The sequence below is a fragment of the Dehalococcoidia bacterium genome (assembly GCA_035574915.1).
GTDB lineage: Bacteria > Chloroflexota > Dehalococcoidia > DSTF01 > WHTK01 > DATLYJ01.
On record DATLYJ010000116.1, the window covers coordinates 1 to 17387 of the forward strand.

General features: G+C 69.0%; 19 protein-coding genes and 1 other RNA gene. 9 read left to right on the forward strand and 11 right to left on the reverse strand.

The window, feature by feature from the left end:
• Positions 1-173: cyclohexanone monooxygenase (locus VNN10_10920; protein ID HXH22534.1), on the forward strand; the 173-nt coding region annotated here is incomplete at its 5' end.
• Positions 174-191: 18 nt separating this feature from the next.
• Here VNN10_10920 and VNN10_10925 read toward each other — a convergent pair.
• The 3 genes from VNN10_10925 to VNN10_10935 all read right to left on the reverse strand — a co-directional run bounded on the left by VNN10_10925 (position 192) and on the right by VNN10_10935 (position 2787).
• Positions 192-1412 carry a CoA transferase gene (locus tag VNN10_10925; GenBank protein ID HXH22535.1) on the reverse strand — a complete coding sequence of 407 codons (1221 nt, stop codon included), beginning with the start codon at positions 1410-1412 and terminating at the stop codon, positions 192-194.
• A 279-nt stretch (positions 1413-1691) separates the two neighbouring features.
• Entirely contained in the window at positions 1692-2342 is a 651-nt protein-coding gene (locus tag VNN10_10930) for a cytidylate kinase-like family protein (GenBank protein ID HXH22536.1), read from the reverse strand.
• A gap of 13 nt (positions 2343-2355) precedes the next feature.
• Entirely contained in the window at positions 2356-2787 is a 432-nt protein-coding gene (locus tag VNN10_10935) for a MaoC family dehydratase (GenBank protein HXH22537.1), read from the reverse strand.
• 217 nt (positions 2788-3004) lie between these two features.
• On the opposite strand from VNN10_10935, the gene VNN10_10940 reads away from it, so the two are divergent.
• From VNN10_10940 to VNN10_10960, 5 genes are all read left to right on the forward strand, one after another.
• Positions 3005-4894 carry an efflux RND transporter periplasmic adaptor subunit gene (locus VNN10_10940; protein HXH22538.1) on the forward strand — a complete coding sequence of 630 codons (1890 nt, stop codon included), beginning with the start codon at positions 3005-3007 and terminating at the stop codon, positions 4892-4894.
• A 91-nt stretch (positions 4895-4985) separates the two neighbouring features.
• Positions 4986-5795 carry an ABC transporter ATP-binding protein gene (locus VNN10_10945; protein ID HXH22539.1) on the forward strand — a complete coding sequence of 270 codons (810 nt, stop codon included), beginning with the start codon at positions 4986-4988 and terminating at the stop codon, positions 5793-5795.
• Positions 5792-7045, forward strand: a complete 1254-nt coding sequence (locus tag VNN10_10950) for an ABC transporter permease (protein HXH22540.1) — start codon at positions 5792-5794, stop codon at positions 7043-7045. Before VNN10_10945 ends, VNN10_10950 begins: the two co-directional genes overlap by 4 nt.
• A 25-nt stretch (positions 7046-7070) precedes the next feature.
• Entirely contained in the window at positions 7071-7607 is a 537-nt protein-coding gene (locus VNN10_10955; GenBank protein HXH22541.1) for a hypothetical protein, read from the forward strand.
• A gap of 4 nt (positions 7608-7611) precedes the next feature.
• Positions 7612-7884 (forward strand): hypothetical protein, encoded by a 273-nt coding sequence (locus tag VNN10_10960; GenBank protein ID HXH22542.1) that lies wholly within the window; start codon positions 7612-7614, stop codon positions 7882-7884.
• Here the strand turns inward: VNN10_10960 and VNN10_10965 are convergent.
• Positions 7881-8477 carry an ASCH domain-containing protein gene (locus VNN10_10965; GenBank protein ID HXH22543.1) on the reverse strand — a complete coding sequence of 199 codons (597 nt, stop codon included), beginning with the start codon at positions 8475-8477 and terminating at the stop codon, positions 7881-7883. The genes VNN10_10960 and VNN10_10965 overlap by 4 nt on opposite strands.
• A gap of 62 nt (positions 8478-8539) precedes the next feature.
• Here VNN10_10965 and rnpB point away from each other — a divergent pair.
• Both rnpB and VNN10_10975 read left to right on the forward strand, forming a co-directional pair.
• Positions 8540-8938: RNase P RNA component class A (gene rnpB / locus VNN10_10970), an RNA gene on the forward strand.
• Between the two features lie 195 nt (positions 8939-9133).
• Entirely contained in the window at positions 9134-9304 is a 171-nt protein-coding gene (locus VNN10_10975; GenBank protein ID HXH22544.1) for a hypothetical protein, read from the forward strand.
• A gap of 367 nt (positions 9305-9671) precedes the next feature.
• Here VNN10_10975 and VNN10_10980 read toward each other — a convergent pair whose 3' ends face one another.
• The 7 genes from VNN10_10980 to VNN10_11010 all read right to left on the reverse strand — a co-directional run bounded on the left by VNN10_10980 (position 9672) and on the right by VNN10_11010 (position 16956).
• The gene (locus VNN10_10980; protein ID HXH22545.1) at positions 9672-11207 is read right to left on the reverse strand and encodes a glycosyltransferase family 87 protein; all 1536 of its coding nucleotides are present in this window, start codon (positions 11205-11207) and stop codon (positions 9672-9674) included.
• Positions 11207-11995, reverse strand: a complete 789-nt coding sequence (locus VNN10_10985; GenBank protein ID HXH22546.1) for a thioredoxin family protein — start codon at positions 11993-11995, stop codon at positions 11207-11209. Before VNN10_10985 ends, VNN10_10980 begins: the two co-directional genes overlap by 1 nt.
• A gap of 259 nt (positions 11996-12254) precedes the next feature.
• Positions 12255-12845, reverse strand: a complete 591-nt coding sequence (locus VNN10_10990; GenBank protein HXH22547.1) for a CDP-alcohol phosphatidyltransferase family protein — start codon at positions 12843-12845, stop codon at positions 12255-12257.
• 2 nt (positions 12846-12847) lie between these two features.
• Complete coding sequence (locus VNN10_10995; protein ID HXH22548.1) at positions 12848-14005, reverse strand: glycosyltransferase family 4 protein; 1158 nt, start codon at positions 14003-14005, stop codon at positions 12848-12850.
• The gene (locus VNN10_11000; GenBank protein HXH22549.1) at positions 14002-14751 is read right to left on the reverse strand and encodes a PHP-associated domain-containing protein; all 750 of its coding nucleotides are present in this window, start codon (positions 14749-14751) and stop codon (positions 14002-14004) included. Before VNN10_11000 ends, VNN10_10995 begins: the two co-directional genes overlap by 4 nt.
• Complete coding sequence (locus tag VNN10_11005) at positions 14751-16619, reverse strand: lysophospholipid acyltransferase family protein (protein HXH22550.1); 1869 nt, start codon at positions 16617-16619, stop codon at positions 14751-14753. The genes VNN10_11000 and VNN10_11005 overlap by 1 nt, the downstream gene beginning before the upstream one ends.
• A 175-nt stretch (positions 16620-16794) precedes the next feature.
• Positions 16795-16956: a hypothetical protein gene (locus VNN10_11010; GenBank protein ID HXH22551.1), complete on the reverse strand. Its 162-nt coding sequence runs from the start codon at positions 16954-16956 to the stop codon at positions 16795-16797.
• Positions 16957-17159: 203 nt separating this feature from the next.
• Here VNN10_11010 and VNN10_11015 point away from each other — a divergent pair, with 203 nt between their 5' ends.
• Complete coding sequence (locus VNN10_11015) at positions 17160-17336, forward strand: DUF1059 domain-containing protein (protein HXH22552.1); 177 nt, start codon at positions 17160-17162, stop codon at positions 17334-17336.
• Positions 17337-17387 lie beyond the last annotated feature (51 nt).

Sequence of the window (17387 nt, forward strand, 5' to 3'; positions counted from 1 at the left end):
AGGTCGCCCAGGGCACCATGTTCACGGCCCCATCCTGCAACTCCTGGTACCTGGGCGCGAACATAGAGGGCAAGCCGCGCATCTTCATGCCCTACGTCGGCGGCGTCGGCCGCTACGCCGCCAGGTGCCGCGAAATCGCCGACAACGGCTACGAGGGCTTCACTCTGGCTTAGGGCCGATGCCGGCCCGGCTCAAATGGCGCCTTCGGCGCGCAGCCTCGCGATCTCGGCGTCCGGGAGCCCGATCTCCCGCAGCCAGCGGTCCGTGTGCTCGCCCAGCCCCGGCGGGGCCCCCCTGGCCCACTCGTCCCCTCCAGCGAAGGCTGAGAGGTGGTACGGCGGCGCGATCACGGGTATGGCCAGCGAGTCGCGGCGCAGGTCTTGCCTCAAGCGCAACGCCTGCGCCTGAGGGTCTTCGAACAGCTGACGCAAGTCCTTGACCGCCTCCGCCGGCACGCCCACGGGTCGCAGCGCAGCCAGGACCTCGGAGACCCGCATGGCCTCGAACTTGGTCGAGATGAGCTTCCCGAGCTCCGCGCGGTTCGCGCTGCGGTCCGCGCCGGTGGCGAAACGCTCGTCCTCGAGCAGCGCTTCCATGCCCAGCGCCTTGCAGAAGCGCTCCCAGATGCCCTGGTTCGCTCCCGCGATCACCACCCAGCCGTCGGCGCAACGATAGCTGTCGTACGGGACGATGGAAGGATGCGCGTTTCCCAGCCGCGGTGGGTTCTCGCCCGTGGCAAGGTACTGGCTGCCGAGATACGAGGTCAACGCCGCCGAAGACTCAAGTAGCGAGGTGTCCACCATCTGGCCCTCGCCCGTGCGGTCGCGGTGGCGCAGCGCCGCCAGGATGCCGTAGGCGGCAAACATGCCGGCAACGAGGTCTGCGATCGGCACGCCAGCGCGCATCGGCCGCCCGTCCGGCTCCCCCGTGAGGTACATGATGCCGGACGCCGCCTGGGCCGCCATGTCCAGCGCTGCCGTGTCCTTGTCTGGCCCCACACGCCCGTAACCGGAGATCGCGCAGTAGATCAGGCGCGGGTTCAGCGGCCGCACCTGCTCGTAGCTGAACCCCAGCCGCTCGATGCTCGCCGCGAGGGAGTTGTGCAGGAACACGTCGCTGCGCTTGATCAGCTCTCGCAGCGCCTCCTTCGCGCCTTCGTGGCGCAGGTTCAACGTCACCGACTGCTTGTTCCGGTTGAAGGCGCAGAAGTAGTACGAAAGCCCGTGCCCTACGCCGTCGGCGGGGTCGCCGAAGCGATATGGCCCGTAGGAGCGGGAGACGTCACCTCCATCCGGCACCTCGATCTTGATCACCTCGGCGCCCATGTCGCCCAGCATCTGCCCGCAATAGGGAGCCGCGATGATCTGGGACATCTCCAGCACTCGAACGCCTGCAAGGGGAAGCTCGGCCATGCCCCCAGCCTAGCGGCGCGAAGCTTTGACCGCTAGACGCCCCGCAGCCACTCAGGCGTGTGCCCGTCCGGGTGGATTCAAGTGGACATAAATCAGACTCTGGCGCTCGAAGCAATGCCTGACCCGGGCGACTTCGCGCGAGTGCGCCTCTTCGCATGCGCTCCGCATGTCCGGCCCGGTCCCCGGTGGCCTCCGGGGCGGCGCCAACGATAGCCTCGCTCAGTGGTCACCCTGGCCCATCGCCCGGACAAGCCCCTCCCGGCGCGCGATTCCCCGCGCCTAGGCCATCGCCCGGGCCGCCGCGCTCACGAACTCGACGCCGACATCCACGGGCACGGTGTCGGTGTTGATGCAGAGGTCATACACCGCGGCGTCGAGCCAGTCGATGTGATAGGCGCGCTTGAAGAGCTCGGCGCGGTCCTTGTCGGACTGCTTGATGGTCGCCATCGCCTGCTCGACGCTCACTCCCTGCTCGGCCGCCAGGCGCTCCGAGCGCCGCCGGAGCGAGCCGAGGATGAGCACCTTGAAGACGCCGGGGCGCTCTCGCAGGATCGCCTGCGCCGCGTGGCCAACGATCACGGCCTCGCCCTTGTCCGCCAGTTCGCGCACCACCCGCTCGATGAACTGCCGGTAGTCGTCCAGCGTCAGGCTTTGCACCGCGGAGACCATCACGGCTGGCGCCGGCTCCAGCACCGCCTCTTCCGCTGTCAGGGCGGGCGCCGTCGAAAGGCGGCGCATGATGCGCTCCAGGAAGCCCGGCACCCGCTCCGCCTGCTGTACGACGTCTGGCGAGACGCCCGCCATCTCGGCCGCCTGGGACGTCACCTCCCAGTCGTAGTAGCGGTACCCGAGCTTCTCGGCCACCGCCCGGGCGATAGCAAACCCGCCGGAACCCAATTGGACGGAGAACGTTACTGTTGCGGCGGTCATCTCTTTGCTCACTTCAGGCGCGGTATTCGTCCAGCAGCACCAGCGCCTCTCCGGTCACGACCTCCTCGCCGGCCTGGTTCACGCAATCCGTCTTCACCGTGACGAAGCGGCGTTCCGGCTGTAGCGCCGTTACCTCGCAGTTCGCCGTTATGGTATCGCCAATCTTCACGGGCCGCTGGAACCGCAGCTGTTGCGACAGGTAAACCACCGTGCAGTGCGGCGCCAGCCTGGTGCCGAGAGCGGCGGAGATGAAGCCCGCGGATAGCATGCCGTGGGCAATGCGCTCCTTGAAGCGCGTCCTGGATGCGTACTCAGGGTCCAGGTGCACGGGGTTGAGGTCCCCGGTGACTTCCGCGAATGCCTGGATGTCCTTCTCGCTCACCGTCTTGCTGAACGACACCCTGTGGCCGACTTTCACCCCGAGGACGTTGTCGCTTTCGCTCATTGCACCTCCCTGCCGCTAACGAGGACGCAGTCCGAAGCCGGCACAGTATAGGGAAGCCCGGCCTACAGTGGAACCGCTCCACGAGCGAAGCGCGGCGAAATCGCCGGGACGCGGCGCAAAGATGGCCAAACCATTCCAAATATTCTTAACTCTTGATTAATATCGCCTTGCTTCAACTGAGCGCGCTCGGCGGCGAATACTCCGCCAGGAGAAGGACTTGAACCAGGCGCCGCCATTGGGGAATCGGACGCGCCTGCTCCTCCAGGGCGGGAGCGCCTCGTTCCGCCTCTCGCCCTTCGAGGGCGTCGTCCTGCTCGCGGTCCTGGCCGCTGCGATGTTCGGCGGTTACAACGCCTACGCTCGCTTAACCGACCTCAATGCTCCGGTAGAGTCGCCGCCAGTCTATTTCGAGGCCCAGCGCACCACTCTCACGAGCACGGTGTCTACAACGGGCACCGTCCAGTCGAGCCAGCAGGTGACCCTGACATTCGGCACGACGGGCAAGATCAAGGAGTTCCTCGTCGGCCTCGGCGCCCAGGTGAAAGCCGGGCAGCCCCTTGCTCGCATCGACGACACGGACCTTCAGCAGGCCGTGCGTTCCGCGCAGAGCAACCTCGATTCCGCCCAGGCGAGGCTCAACGCCGTCCTCGAGGGCCCGAGTACTACCGATATAGCCTCGGCCTTCCAGTCGCTGAACAATGCCCGCGGCCAGCTCGCGACGGCGCAGCAGAATTACGCCGACCTCAAGGCCAAGCCTACCGCTACGGAGCTGGCGACAGCGCAGCAGGGCCTTCTTCAGGCCCAGAACGCCCTCCAGACGGCAAACGACAACCTCCTCAAGGCCCAGAACGATCTCGCGACCGCCCAGGCCGACCTCGCGGCCGCGCAGGCGACCGCCGCCGAACGGCTCAGCCGAGCCCGCGACGACTGGGACGCCGCCAGCGCCGCGCTCAGCGCCTGCACGCCGTCCGCGGGCGTGAGCCTGCCGTCGATGCCGCCCCGGCCTGTGGAGGGCGTACCGCCCTCCACGGCGAGCACGCTGGTAGCCGGGGCCTGCACTTCGCCCGCGGCCGTCACCGCCTACAACCAGGCTGCCACCGCTTACAACACATCCGCCAACTCTTACGCCACCGCGCTCACGAACGTCACGCAGAAGCAGACCGCGCTGCTCAACGCCCAGACGCTACTCAATAGCGGCAACCTGCAGCGCTCCGTCCAGAGCGCGCAACTGGGGCTCCAGGTGGCGCAGCAGAAGCTGATCGACACGCAAGCCGGAGCCAAGCCTTCGGAGCTCGACGCCGCTTTGCGCGCCATCGACACCGCGCAGGCGGCGCTCGACGCCGCCCAGGCCCGCTACGACGACCTCTTCAAGCCGCCAAAGCCCGAGACCGTGCTGCCCCTGCAGGCCAGCGTGGATCAGGCCAAGACCCAGCTCGAGAGCGCCAGGCAGAACCTCGCGGCCGCCACCATCGTCGCTCCTTTCGATGGCGTCATCAGCTCGCTCAGCGGTGAGGTCGGCTCCCAGGTGAGCGCCAACACGCCCGTGTTCATCCTCCTGAACCCGCGCCTGATCCGCATCGACGCCAACGTGGACCAGGCCGACATCTCAAACCTCAAGGTGGGCCAGACGGCGACAGCCACGTTCGACGCGCTGCAGGGACGCTCCTATCAGGCGACCATCACCGCGATTGGCCTTACACCCACGACCCAGCAAGGCGTCGTCACCTACGTCGTCACGTTCGGCGTCGACACATCACGCTTGCCCGAAGGCACGCCGATCCCCGCCCCCGGCATGACCGCATCCCTGACCGTGACCACCGATCGCGTCGAGAACGCCCTCGTCGTCCCCGCGCGCTCGGTGCGCCGAGTCGGCCGCACCTCCATGGTTACGGTAAAGACGGAGCAGGGTGACGAGCAGCGCACCGTCGTCACCGGCACTACGAATGGCACCCTGACGCAGATCGTCAGCGGCCTCACGGACGGCGAGAAGGTCCTCTACAGCACGGGCACAGCGGCCCCGACCCGCACCACTACCGGGACAGGCACCTTCGGTGGCGGCCAGTTCGCCGGCCCGGGCGGCTTCCCAGGCGGCGGCCAACAGCGATGAGGATTCCGGACCCCGGGCCGGGCACAACCAGGCCGAGGACACGCGCGACCGGCAGGCCCGGCTTCCTGCTGCCCGAGTGGCGGCCCCGTCGATGATCCAGCTAATCGACGTCACGAAGACCTACCAGACCGGCGAGCACGCCGTGCACGCGCTCCGCAACGTCAACCTCCACGTTGACGAAGGGGAGTTCGTCGCCATCGTCGGCGCCAGCGGCTCTGGCAAGTCGACGCTGATGAACATCCTCGGCTGCCTGGACCAGCCCACATCGGGCGCTTACTTCCTCGACGGTGTGCGCGTCAGCGACCTTGACGATGATGAGCTTGCCCTGGTGCGCAACCAGGCGATCGGCTTCGTCTTCCAGAGCTACAACCTGCTGCCGCGGATCCCGGCCATCCGCCAGGTTGAGTTGCCCCTGGTCTACCGCGGCGTGAAGGACCGCTTGCCGCTGGCGTTCGAGGCGCTGAAGATCGTCGGTCTCGAAGACCGCATCCTGCACAAGCCCACCGAGCTCTCAGGCGGCGAGCAGCAGCGCGTCGCCATCGCCCGCGCGATCATCACCAGTCCGGCCCTGATCCTGGCCGACGAACCCACCGGCAACCTGGACAGCCGCACCAGCCTCGAGATCATCGGGCTGTTCCAGGCGCTCAACCGGGACCGGGGCATCACGGTAATCTACGTGACCCATGAAGCCGACATTGCCGCCCACGCCGGGCGCATCATCCAGATGCGCGACGGCCAGATCATCTCAGACATCGAGAATGAGAGACCCCTCTGGGCGGAGGACGAACTGAAGGCCCTGCGTGGTGGCAGCGTCCAGCCGCGCCTCGCTGGTGTTGCCGCGTCCCAGGCGCCGGACGACGCCGCCTGGGCGCCCGGCGGCCGGGCTTCGGAGGAAGCATGAGCCTTGCCGATTCCTTCCTCATCGCCTTCGAGGCCCTGGCCGCGAACAAGATGCGCGCGGCCCTGACCATGCTCGGGATCATCATCGGCGTCGGCGCTGTGATCGCGCTGATGGCCGTCGGCCAGGGATCTCAGAAGGCGGTGACCGACCGCATAGCTGGCCTCGGCTCCAACCTCATCTTCATCCGGCCCGGCGCAGTCAACCAGAGCGGCGTCAGGAGCTCTGCCGGGTCTGCTCAGACCCTTACCCTCGAGGACGCCCAGGCCATCGCCGCCGGCGTGAACGGCGTCGTCGCCGCGGCTCCGGAATTCCGCATCCCCTTGCAGATCAGCGCCGGCGGCACGAACACCAATACGCCGGCGCTCGGCGTAACACCGGAGTACGCCGAGGCTCTGAACCTCACGCTGGCCGGCGGCCAGTTCATCACCCAGGACGACGTCGACCGCCGCGCGCGGGTCGTCGTGCTTGGCGCGAGCGTGGCCCAGACTCTGTTCCCGGACTCGGATGGCGTCGGCCAGCAGGTGCGCTTCGGCTTCGGGCGCAACCTCGTGACCGCGACTGTTGTCGGCGTCCTGCAGCGCAAGGGCGGCAACACCGCCCAGAGCCAGGACAACCAGGTCTACATCCCCATCAGCACCGCGCAGACTCAGATCCAGATCAGCCGGACGGCCCGCGCCGGCGCCATCGTCAGCCAGATCACGGTCCAGGTCAGCAACAAGAGCCAGATCGATCGCGCGAAGGTCGAGATCACTGAGCTGCTTTCGCAGCGCCACCGCGTCGTCGAACCAGACTTCACCGTCGAGAGCCAGGAGGACATCACCGAGGCCGTCAATCAGGTGTCGGAGACCATGACGGTGCTCCTCGGCAGCATCGCTGGCATCTCCCTAGTCGTCGGCGGCATCGGCATCATGAACATCATGCTGGTCAGCGTCACGGAGCGGACGCGCGAGATCGGCATCCGCAAGGCCGTAGGGGCGACCCGCTCGGACATCATGATGCAGTTCCTGACGGAGGCCCTGGCGGTGACGGTGGCCGGCGGGCTGATTGGCATCGCGGCCGGCATCGGCGCTGCCCGGCTGCTGGACGGCCGCAGCATCGCTGGCCTGGGGTCGAACGTACAGACGGTGATCTCCTGGACGTCGGTCGTGGTCGCCTTCGGCGTTTCAGCCGCGATCGGCCTTTTCTTCGGGCTGTATCCGGCATCGCGCGCGGCGAAGCTCAATCCGATTCAGGCGCTGAGGTACGAATGAGCCTCGAGAGGGCTGGGAGGACGGGATGAAGGTCAGTTTTCGCATCATCATGATCGCGGTGGCGGTCGTCGGCCTGGGCTTCGGCGCGAGCTTCGGCGCCGGCGTGGCCTACGGCCGCGGCACGCCGAAGACCGTCTCCGCCGCGCCGACCCAGCAGCAACTGAACCTGCAGCTCGGCGTGACCGGGAGCACGGGCGGCGCTTCGGCGGCGGCGACCCAGGTGGCCGGCGCCGGGGGGCAGCGCGGCGGCGCGGCCCAGGCCCTGGCCGGGCGGACCACTACCGGCCGCGTCACCGCGATCGAAGGACGCACGCTCACCATCGAGACCGCCCAGGGCAGCCAGAAGGTGAACCTGGCAGCAAACGCCACCCTCGAGAAGCTGTCCACCGCGACCCTTGCGGACTTCAAGGTCGGCGATACGATCGTCGCGTCCGGTACGCGGGCGAGCGACGGGACCTTCGAGGCCTCGGCTCTGAGCCAGGTCCCTCAGGGCCTCGGCGGCGCCCTGGGCGGCCTCGGGGGAGGCGGCGCCCAGCCCGCCGCGACGCCGGGCGGGAGGTGACGACGTGAGCGAAGCGGCGTCCAGCGCGCGCCTGACGGTACAACTGGAGGAGCGCACCTATCCGCCCTATGACCCCTTCCACGGCACCAACTGGCCGATGCGCTGGCGCCAGGCCACCATCGAGACGCCCCTCGGGATGGCCCGCCTCGAACAGACCGACTACGGCCACCCCGGGCGCCTCAACCCCTGGGAGCCTCGCTCGGTCCCCGTCTCCCTCGCCGCGAAGACGCCTCAGCTCCTGGCGCTGGCCGAGGCCGCCGGCGCCCTGCTCGACTAGCCGCGTTCGAGCGACGCCAGGTATTCCCGCCCCAGGTCCGATAGCTCATACCCGACCTCGTGGCTGATGGTCAGGCCCAGTGCCTTCAGCCGGCGGATATGCGCCTTGAAGTCCTGGGTCTCCCAGCCCATCTCGGCGGCAAGCACTCGCGCCGGCACCTCGGGCCCCGCCCGGATGAACCGCAGCGCCTGCAGCGTCCAGGGCCCGCGCGCGGAGCGGGCGTCCATCGCCGCCAGCCGTTGTCGCACCTCGCCCGGCGTGAGGGCCTTCGCTTCGCGGCGCTGAGGCCGGGAGTCGCGGCCGAGGAAGCGGAACTGAACACGGTACAGCAGCGTCTCAGGCCCGACTTCGGCGCCGGTGTGGTCGCCTGCCAGCGCCCAGACCGCCGCCGGGCTCGGCAGTCCGGCGAGGCGCGCGTCCCCGGCCGTGACCAGGGCTGCCGGCACCACACGCACGTCCTCGACCTCGACGGCACCGAACCCCGTCTCGTAAGACCTGCCCGCCTTCACCCGCGCCGACTTCCAGAGCCGGTAGGTCACCGTGATCTCGCCCGCGGCCACGCGCTCCCGGTCCTGCTTCCGGAACATCAACACCGCCGATGGCCCTCCAGCCGTTGGAGCCGCGGTTGGGGCGCGCGGCTGGTAAAATGATAAGGCCAGCAGGACGGGCGGCCGCTCTCTCGCTCCGGCGAGGGGGAGGAAAGTCCGAGCTCCACCGGGCAGGGTGCTGGGTAACTCCCAGGCGCGGCGACGCGACGGAAAGTGCCACAGAGACCAGACCGCCTCGACTCCATATCGAGGTAAGGGTGAAACGGTGCGGTAAGAGCGCACCAGCGGCGAGGTGACTCGCCGGCTGGGTAAACCCCACCCGGAGCAAGACCGAATAGGAGGGCTGCAGGCCGGCTTTCGGGGCCGCCTGCAGGGGACGCCCGGCCCCGTCCTCGGGTTGGTCGCTAGAGGCTTCGAGCAATCGGAGTCCCAGATGGATGGCCGCCATCCCTCCGGAGTTACTCCAGGGAGGGATACAGAACTCGGCTTACAGTCCCGCTGGCGCAACGCATGGGGCCCTCGCCTTCGCGAGGGCCCCTCCACTTACGGGCCCAGCTGCCACGTCGGCGCCTGCCCGACTTCGAGGAGTGGCGCGCTGCCGTTTGTCCGGACTCACCCCAAGGCCGCGCCTTCGAGGGTCTGCGCCGTTTCTAGCAAAACGGCGATATACTCTCCCGACTACTCGGATGTGGAGGGTGGACGTGGGATTCTTCAAGCGGCTGTTCCCCCAGAAGGCCAAGAGGACGTACGAGCCGATGCGCGGCGCTGAGCCGGTCCAGACGCAAGAGGAGCAGGACTCCGTGCGCAGGAAGATGGAGGAGGAGATGGCAGCGGCGCGCGACAAGCGCGAAGGCCGGCCTCCGTCACAGTAGGCCGCAGGGGCGGCGAGCACGACGCCGGGCTGAGCCTGGGATGGAGTTCGGCTGGGCGGCTGGTGGGCCGGTCGGCTTGTCGGCCAGAGGGGCCTGGCGCCGGGCTGATACGGTTGAGTTGCGTGTGCGGCGCATGCTCCGGCCACGCAGGCGAGCAGGCAGAGGACGCGGAGGCGGTCTTCGTGCGCGACGAACTCGTGCGGATCGCCGGCGCCGGCGGGCCCACTGTTGTCGGCCTTGACCTCGTAGGTCTCGCGCAAAAGCGTGGGCGGGCGCTGCTGTAAGTCGGCGTCCAGCAGGGCCAGCGTGCTTGCCCTAACCCTCTGGCCGACAAGCCGACAAGCCGACAAGCCGACCGGCCGACCAGCTACCGGTCCGTGCTTGCCGTGCCCTTGCCCGCGGACGGCGCGGGGCGGTCCAGCGGCAGGAACGTCGCGCCGAAGAGGGTGGGGCGGTAGTGGTAGAGGGCGGCGGTGCCGCCGGCGGCGTCCGGGACGATGAAGAAGGCGTAGCCCTGGCTGCGCAGGGCGATGAAGGCGTCGTAGGTCAGGAGCCACACGTAGCGGATGTCGCGCCTGGTGTCCACGGCCTCGCCGCGGTCGGAGAGCATGCTGATCGCGTCGTAGTCGCGCTGGAGGATGCCCACGTCGAGCCGGTCGCGGGCGCGCATGGCGAGCTGGGGATAGACGAAGCCGGCGATGACCACGGAGTGGTCCGGCACGTCGGCCTCGAGGATGTCCTCGACGAACTCGCGCTGGCTGGTCTGGGTGTCGGCGTTCGATAGCAGGAGCCCCTTGCCGATCGTGGCCTCGCGGAAGGCCTCGACTGTGAGGTCGTCCGAGGGGGTGGTGATGTCGACGAGGCCGGCGACGAGGACGGCGGCGACGACGCCGGTGATGACGGCGCGCGAGAGGTAGCGGCCGAGGAACAGCAGGCCGAAGGGAAACACCGGCACCATGTAGCCGATCTCGTGGGGGAGGCGGAGGAAGGAGAATGTGTAGAGGGCGATGAACAGCAGCCAGACGCCCACTTGCGGATCCCGCAAGAGGTCGCCCGGGACGGAGGCGAGTCGGCGGGCGGACAGCGCGAGGCCGGCGAGGACGGCGAGGCTGCCGACGACGCCCAGTGACTCCTTCCCCAGGAGCCGGAGCACCACCTGCCACTCGACCTTCTCGTCGTAGAAGTTGGCGAAGTCGAGGCTGTAGGTCGCGAGCACGGGCGCGAGGGCCAGCAGGGTGACGCCGGCAGCGGCGAAGCCGAAGGGCAAGAGGCGTCGCAGGAAGGCCGGCGAGGTGACGCCTGGTGAGCTACGCAGCATGGCGTAGGCGAGGGGGATGCCGGCGATGCCGGACTGCAGGCGGAAGCCCATCGCCAGGCCGAGGAAGACGCCGGCCCAGAGGGGGCGGTCGCGCAGGGTGAGGTAGTAGGCCGCCAGGATCATCGTCAGCGTCCACATGTAGTCCATGCCCGCGATGCTGTTGATGAAGAGCAGGGGCATGAAGGCGAAGCCGACGACGAGGACGGCAGGGTTCGGTAGGTCCAGGTGCCGGACGATGCGGGCAAAGAGCCAGACACCGGCGAGCGAGACGAGCGCGGTCGCCAGGTTCGCGGCAACCCAGCCGAAAGGCACGAAGGGCGCGAGGGCGAACTCGTGCAGGGGGTTGCCGGGGAGGCGGGAGGGGAAGTACTTGCCGTGTTCCCAGAGGTACTGGCCGGTCAGGGCGACGCGCCAGGCGTCCGGGTCTGTGCCGTAGCCGTAGTTCAGGAAGGGCGCGCGGGCGAGGAGGAAGAGGGAGGCCAGGGCGGCGAAAGCCGTCGGCCGCGAGAGGTCGAGCGCGGCGAAGCGGGCGAGGGCGTCGAGGGGGCCGTTCGCGGGCCGCGGGAGGGCGCCTGTGGTCTGCATCAGCGGGGGAGGATGATGCCGCTGGGGGTCGTCGCCGGGCGCGGCTGCGGCTGGCCCTGGGGCTGGGGCGCGGGGAGCGGGGTCGCGGGCCCGGGGCGGAAGTCGGCGGACGAAAGGGGCTTGCCTTCGGCGACGCGGAAGATGGCCCGGAGGAGCAGGGCCTCGTCGATGGCGCCCGACAGCATGAGCTTGCCGCCGATCAGCGTGGACGGGGTCGAGCGGATGCCGAGGCGCTCGACGAGGCGGGGAAACTCGACCGCTTCGACAACTTCGACGCTGAGGCGCGCGCACTGCTGGGCCATCTTCAGCGCCGCTCGCGCGACTGGCGGGCTGTAGCGGCAGACCGGGGTCACGAAGACCTGCACGGCGACATCGTCCTTGAGCTTTTTCAGCTGGCGGGCGGTCTCGGGCTTGAGTTCGGCGGCGCCGCGCGAAGCCTCGATGATGGTGTCAATGAAGCCGGGGAACAGGGCGCCCGCGGGGATGCCGGCGAAGCGCAGCAAGCGGTTCGACTGGCCGCGGATGGCGATACCCGGCACCTTGTCGACGCCGAGCTCGGCGGCGAGCTTCGTAGCGTCGACGAGCTCGTGCACGGAGAGCGAGATGCGGGGATGAAGGTGGGCGATCTCCTCGAGCATGGCCCGCACGTCTTCGCAGTGCAGGCACTCCTGGCGCCCCGGGACGATGATCGGGGACTGGCGCTGGCTGAAGTAGTCGATTCGGACGCGGCCCGTGAGCTCCTGCTCGAAGCGCTGGCGGATGACCTCCTGGTCGCGGAGGGGGATCATGAGGGGCGCCCCGGGAGCAGGGTGGCGAGGTGGTGGCCGGGTGCGGGGTGTGGCTCCGGTGGGATGAGGCTGACGGAAGTAGGGCTCATGGGTCGCCTCATTGTAGCGAGAGGCGGGGCGAAACCTCACCTCCCTCGCCGCAGCCTCAATGCCCGGCGGGGCGGCCGAGCAGGAGGTCGCTTCCGGGTCTACGTATCGCGGGCGCGCGGGCTTTTGAGGTTGAGACGAGTCGCCGGCTGCCCTGGGCGAGAGCCTCGCCTCAAAGGCGCCGCCAGACGGCGTAGAGGCGGTGGGCGGTCGTCAGGAGGGTGGCGCCGGCGAGGAACCAGACAACCGCATCGAGCGCCTCGCGCGCGGCGACGTCGGCAAGGATGAGCCCGGCGGTGAGGAAGAGCAGGCGCACGACGCGGGTGAAGAGCCCGTCGTAGATCTCGATGCCGGCGCCTTCGGCGCGGGCGCGGACGTAGCTGACGGAGAGCGAGCCGAGCAGGGCGACGAACACGGCCATGCTCTCGGCCTTCTGGCCGGCATCGAGGAAGTGCCAGAGGACGCCGCCGAGGACGGCGCCCTCGAAGAGACGGTCGATGACGGAGTCGAAGACGCCCCCGAAGGGGGTGGCGCGGCCGGTCGCGCGGGCCAGGCTGCCGTCGAAGGCGTCGAGGGTCGCGGAGGCGATGAGGATTACGGCGCCAACAGCGAGCTCTCCCTGGGAGATGACGTAGCCGGCGATCAACCCGCCGGCTAGTTGGGCAACGGTGAGCATGTTCGGCGTCACCCCGGCGCGCGCCAGGACGGCGACTACCGGGTCGGTGACCAGACGCGGCAGGGCGCGTGGCAGCACGATCTGCACGCTCAGGCCTCCACCAGCTCGGGCAGGCCGCCGCGCGCGAGGCGCTTTTCGTAGGCGAGGCGCTCGTAGTAAGAGAGGACGCGGCGGGAGATGCGCTCCCAGCTAAAGTGCTGGGCGCGGGCGCGGCCGCGTTCGCCCATGGCGGCGCGCAGCTCGGGGTCCCGGGCGAGGGCGTAGAGGGCGCTGGCGAGAGCGTCGCTGGCCTTGGGCCGCACCAGTAGCCCCTCGACGCCATCGGTGAGGACCGCGGCGAAGCCCTCGATATTGCTGGCGACCACGGGCAGGCCGGCGGCCATGGCCTCGAGGAGGACGATGCCCTGGCTCTCGTTGCCGGTGTTGGGGGCGCAGAAGATGTGGCTGGAGGCGTGGTAGCGGGGCAGGTCTTCGAGCGAGGCGTAGCCGGCGAAGACCACGTCCCGGAGGCCGCTCTCGCGTACCCAGCGTTCGTAGCCGCGGCGCTGGCGCTCGTCATAGGCCCCGACGACCACGAGCCGGGTGTCCGGGAGGCGGGGCTTGAGGTCGGCGAAGGCGCGCAGGAGATAGCGCAGGCCCTTGCGCTTCTCCAGGCGGCCGACGAAGAGGATGTTGACCTTGCCGTCATCGAGGCCGGGCAGGGGCTCGTACGCCGCCGAGAAGCGCTCGACATCGACGCCGTTAGGGATGAGGTTGTAGTAGCCGGGGAAGTGCGGCTGGACCAGGCGCATGGCGGCGGCGGAAACGGCGATCTTGCCGTCGAGGCGGCGGAAGGCGCCCCGGAGCAGGCGCCGGGTGTAGGTGTAGAGGCGGGCGCGGTTATCGCGCGCGGCGTGGAATGTGCCGACGTTGATGGCATTCGAAAAGCGCAAGAACTGGATTGGCAGGAAGGACACGAGGGGTTCGTGGACGTGGACGACGTCGAAGGCCTCTTCGCGCAGGATGCGGCGGATGGGACGGGCGAGACGCGGGGCCATGTTCATCCGTGCGATCGAGCCACCGGCCGCGATGGCGAGGGGGCGCCCTATGGCGATGGTGTTTTCGTCCAGGCAGGAGAGGTCGCTGCTGGGGCCGATCACCCTGACCTCGTGCCCGAGGCGGTTGAAGTTCTCGGCCAGGTGGTGGACGTGGGAGTTCACGCCGCCGGGCACGGCAAGGTCGTACGGGGAGACGAGCGCGATTTTCACGATACGTACCTGCTGACGAAGCTCCAGGCGGTGCGGCGCCATCCGTGGCGGCGGGGCGTAGCGCGAAGGCCGACGACCGGTACGGAGAGCGCGCGGACCAGGCCGACCCGGCGCAGGCTCGGGAAGCCGCACTCCACGCCGCGCGCCGTGCCTGCGAGGAGCGCGGCCTTCAGGTCCTCGGGGCTGGATCCCTCGAACTCAGTGCAAGCGCTGCCGATCGCCTCCTTGAAGTGGGCGTCGGAGGCGCCGACGGACGGAAAACCCAGGGCCTCGTTGAGGCGCCGGGCACGGCCGATGAAGGTGCGGGCGGTGGGGTTGCAGGTCGCGAGCTCGAGGGCGTCGGGCGCGAGGGCCTCGTTGCGGCGGGCGTGCAGGCGCTCGAGGACGCCACGGCCAATGCTGCGGGTGAGCCAGCTCAAGGGGTGCGGCACGATGGCGACCGCTCCCTGCCTGCGGACGGCCTCGACTGTAGCTTCGATTGACAGGAAGCTCGGGATGGGAGACTCGAGGAAGAGGGCGACGAGGTGGCCTTGGAGGGTTGTGATCTCGGCGCCGGGGACCACGGCCGTGCGCAGTCCGCGGCGCGCGGCGGCCTCGCGGGCGCGGAAGCCGGGGTCGAGGTTGTCGTGCTCCGTGATGGCGATGACGTCGAGGGCGCCCGAGGACTCGGCATAGTCGAGGATTGCCTCGATGGAGTCCAGGCCATCGCCTTCGCTGGTGTGGATGTGGAGGTCGGCTCTACCCATCAGCTCTCCCGCCGCGCGCCGGCGGTTTCCGGCGCGGGAGCGGCCATCTTAGCACCGTTGGCGGCGCCGGCACGGCCGCCGCGCCGGCGCTTCCAGATGCGCTCGAGCACGAACCACTGGCCGGGGTCGGCGCGTATCCAGGACTCCATGCGCGCGATCATGGCCTGCGTGTTGATTATGGCATCTGGCTTGGCCCGCCCGGTCGACACGAGCGCGATGGGGTCCTCGAAGACAATGCGATATCTGTTGCCCTCGCGGCGGCAAATAGCGGGGACGAGGGCCGCCCCTGTGCGGGCGGCCATTTCGGCCGCGCCCAGGGGCATGCGGGTCTCTTCGCCGAAGAAGGGCAAGAGGACGCCGGTCTCCTGGATGTCGCGGTCGCACGTGATCGCCAGGACGCCGCCGCGGCGCAGGTGCTGAAGGGCGTGGCCTATGGTCTTGAAGCCGACTTCTTCGTACCTGATGCCCTGCGACTCCCGCAGGCGATGCACGAGATCGTTGAAGGCGGGCGGGTTCAGGGGTTCGGACAGCACGAGGACGTCCAGGCCGAGGAGGTGGCTGATCTGGACCGCGACCTCCGGGTTGCCGAAGTGGGCGGTGGCGACGACCGCGCCGCGGCCGCCGGCCATCGCGGCCCGGAGCCGGTCGAGGCCTTCGACAGTCATTTCCAGCGACATGAGGCGCTCGGGCCTGGTACGGGGAAGGCGAATGAGGTCTGCGTAGTAGCGGCAGACGTTGCGAAAGACCTCGCGGACGCAGGCCCTTACCTCCCGGGCGGGAGCGGCGGGACCCAGGACGTGCCGCATGTTGTCCTCGACGTCCGCGCGTATTCCCCGGCGAAGGACGAAGGCGGCATCGCCGACGACGTTGGCGATGGCGTAGGAGACGGGCTTGGGCAGGTCGCGAAAGAGGAGGTTCGCGGCTTCGAGGGCGAAGTGGTTGAATCGGTCATTCCAGTTGGTCGCGCGCTCGCGGGCGGCGCCGTTGCGCCAGACACGGCGGAAGGCGAACCACTGGTCCGGGTAGCGGCGCACTACGCCCTCGAAAGAGGAAGCGATCTGCTGCGTCAGCGCCAGGATGTCCGCCTCCTCGTTGCCGGTGCGCTCGAAGGTCAGGGAAGTGTCGATCACCGGCAGGTAGCGGGTGTCGTCCTCCGGGTCGCGGACTACGACGGCGGGCACGACCCGTGCGCCGCTGCGGAGGGCGACGCGCGCCGGGGCGCTGGACATCTCGGCGCGGCCGCCGAGGAAGTCGACGACGACGCCTTCGCCCTCATCGACCTGGTCGATGAGCATGCCGAGGACCTCGTTGCGGGTAAGGCAGCGGAAGGTGGCGAGGGCGGGGCGCTCTGCCGGGATGATGCGCATGCCCAGGGCCTGGCGGAACTCCTTGATCAGGCCGTCGATGGGGCCGAACTCCAGGGTCCGGGCGACGACGCTCATGCGGTAACCGTGGGCCGCGAGCGCTGCCGGCCCGCTCTCCTGCTGGCCGAAGTGCAGGGTAACGACGATGGTGCCCTTGCCCTCGGCGATGACAGCGTCGAGCTCGCCCCAGGCATCGAAGCGCGTCCGGGCGCGCACGGTCTCGATGCCGAGGACGGGGAGTTGGAAGAGGTCGATTATGTAGCGCGCGTAGTGGCGGAACGCGCTACGCGCCACCTGCGGCGCCCGCTCGTCGCCGACCACGGGCCTGAGGTTTGCGATGAGGTTCCGGCGTGGTCTCCAGAAGCAGAGGAAGCAGACGTCGGCCACGCGCACGGCCACGGCGTAGGCGAGCCGCGTGGGGATGAGGCGCCGGGGCAGCAGGAGGCCGGCGCGGGACACGAAATAGAGGAGCACCCAGCGGAGCCTGAGCAGGGCGGCGCTCACGCGACATCAGCCGGGTGTTCGGCCGAGGGCCGGGCACTGGTCATGGAGCCATTCTAAGGTGCAGGTGCCTTAGGGTAAGGCTCGCGCCGGAAGGCGTGGCCGGAACCGCGAGAGTGATCGGAGCGGCAAGAGACAGGGGCGACCACGCGAGGCCGCGGGGCTACGTCGTCGATCCTCAGTCCGAGTGCGCGAGCACGACCGGTGCAGGCGCGGGCGAGGCATGCGGGGCCGCAGCCGCGGGCGGCGGCTCGCGCTCGAGTACGTAGACGCGGGCAGCGGCGCTGGCACTGGCGCCGAAGATCAGCATGATGGCGAAGCCGATGAATGCGGTCCTCATACCCCACCCTCCTAAGCATCGGACGAGGAAGGCAGGGGGTGAATGACGTGGGTCTATCGGTCGGCTGTCGGCAAAGGCAGGGCGCAGGAAGCAGAGGCACCGAGGCGCGGAGGGGAGGCGAGCGAAGCTAGACGAAGGCCGGAGCGTGTGGCACACTTTGGCCGCCGGTCCGAGCTATCGCATTTTCAGAGGAGGCCCTCAAGGTGGCTAAGGTAGTCGAGTGCAGCAAGATCAATAACATTGCCGACTGCAACGTGGTGATCCGGGCGGACACGGAACCGGAAGTCATCAGCCTCATGCAGGAGCACACGAAGACGCACGGGTTGCCACCGAACCCGCAGCTGGCGATCAAAATCAAGGCTCGAATCCGAGACGAGTAGACGCCTTCCAGGCAGGGTGAGCGAAGCTCCTCGATGAGAGGAGCTTCCTTT

Excerpts from the sequence above, each read along its gene's own strand:
- VNN10_10930 (HXH22536.1), bottom strand. The coding sequence starts at position 2,342 with ATGACCGCCGCAACAGTAACGTTCTCCGTCCAATTGGGTTCCGGCGGG.
- VNN10_10925 (HXH22535.1), bottom strand. The coding sequence starts at position 1,412 with ATGGCCGAGCTTCCCCTTGCAGGCGTTCGAGTGCTGGAGATGTCCCAG.
- VNN10_10985 (HXH22546.1), bottom strand. The coding sequence starts at position 11,995 with ATGATCCCCCTCCGCGACCAGGAGGTCATCCGCCAGCGCTTCGAGCAG.
- VNN10_11000 (HXH22549.1), bottom strand. The coding sequence starts at position 14,751 with ATGGGTAGAGCCGACCTCCACATCCACACCAGCGAAGGCGATGGCCTG.
- VNN10_10955 (HXH22541.1), top strand. The coding sequence starts at position 7,071 with ATGAAGGTCAGTTTTCGCATCATCATGATCGCGGTGGCGGTCGTCGGC.
- VNN10_10935 (HXH22537.1), bottom strand. The coding sequence starts at position 2,787 with ATGAGCGAAAGCGACAACGTCCTCGGGGTGAAAGTCGGCCACAGGGTG.
- VNN10_10950 (HXH22540.1), top strand. The coding sequence starts at position 5,792 with ATGAGCCTTGCCGATTCCTTCCTCATCGCCTTCGAGGCCCTGGCCGCG.
- VNN10_11010 (HXH22551.1), bottom strand. The coding sequence starts at position 16,956 with ATGAGGACCGCATTCATCGGCTTCGCCATCATGCTGATCTTCGGCGCC.
- VNN10_10980 (HXH22545.1), bottom strand. The coding sequence starts at position 11,207 with ATGCAGACCACAGGCGCCCTCCCGCGGCCCGCGAACGGCCCCCTCGAC.
- VNN10_10945 (HXH22539.1), top strand. The coding sequence starts at position 4,986 with ATGATCCAGCTAATCGACGTCACGAAGACCTACCAGACCGGCGAGCAC.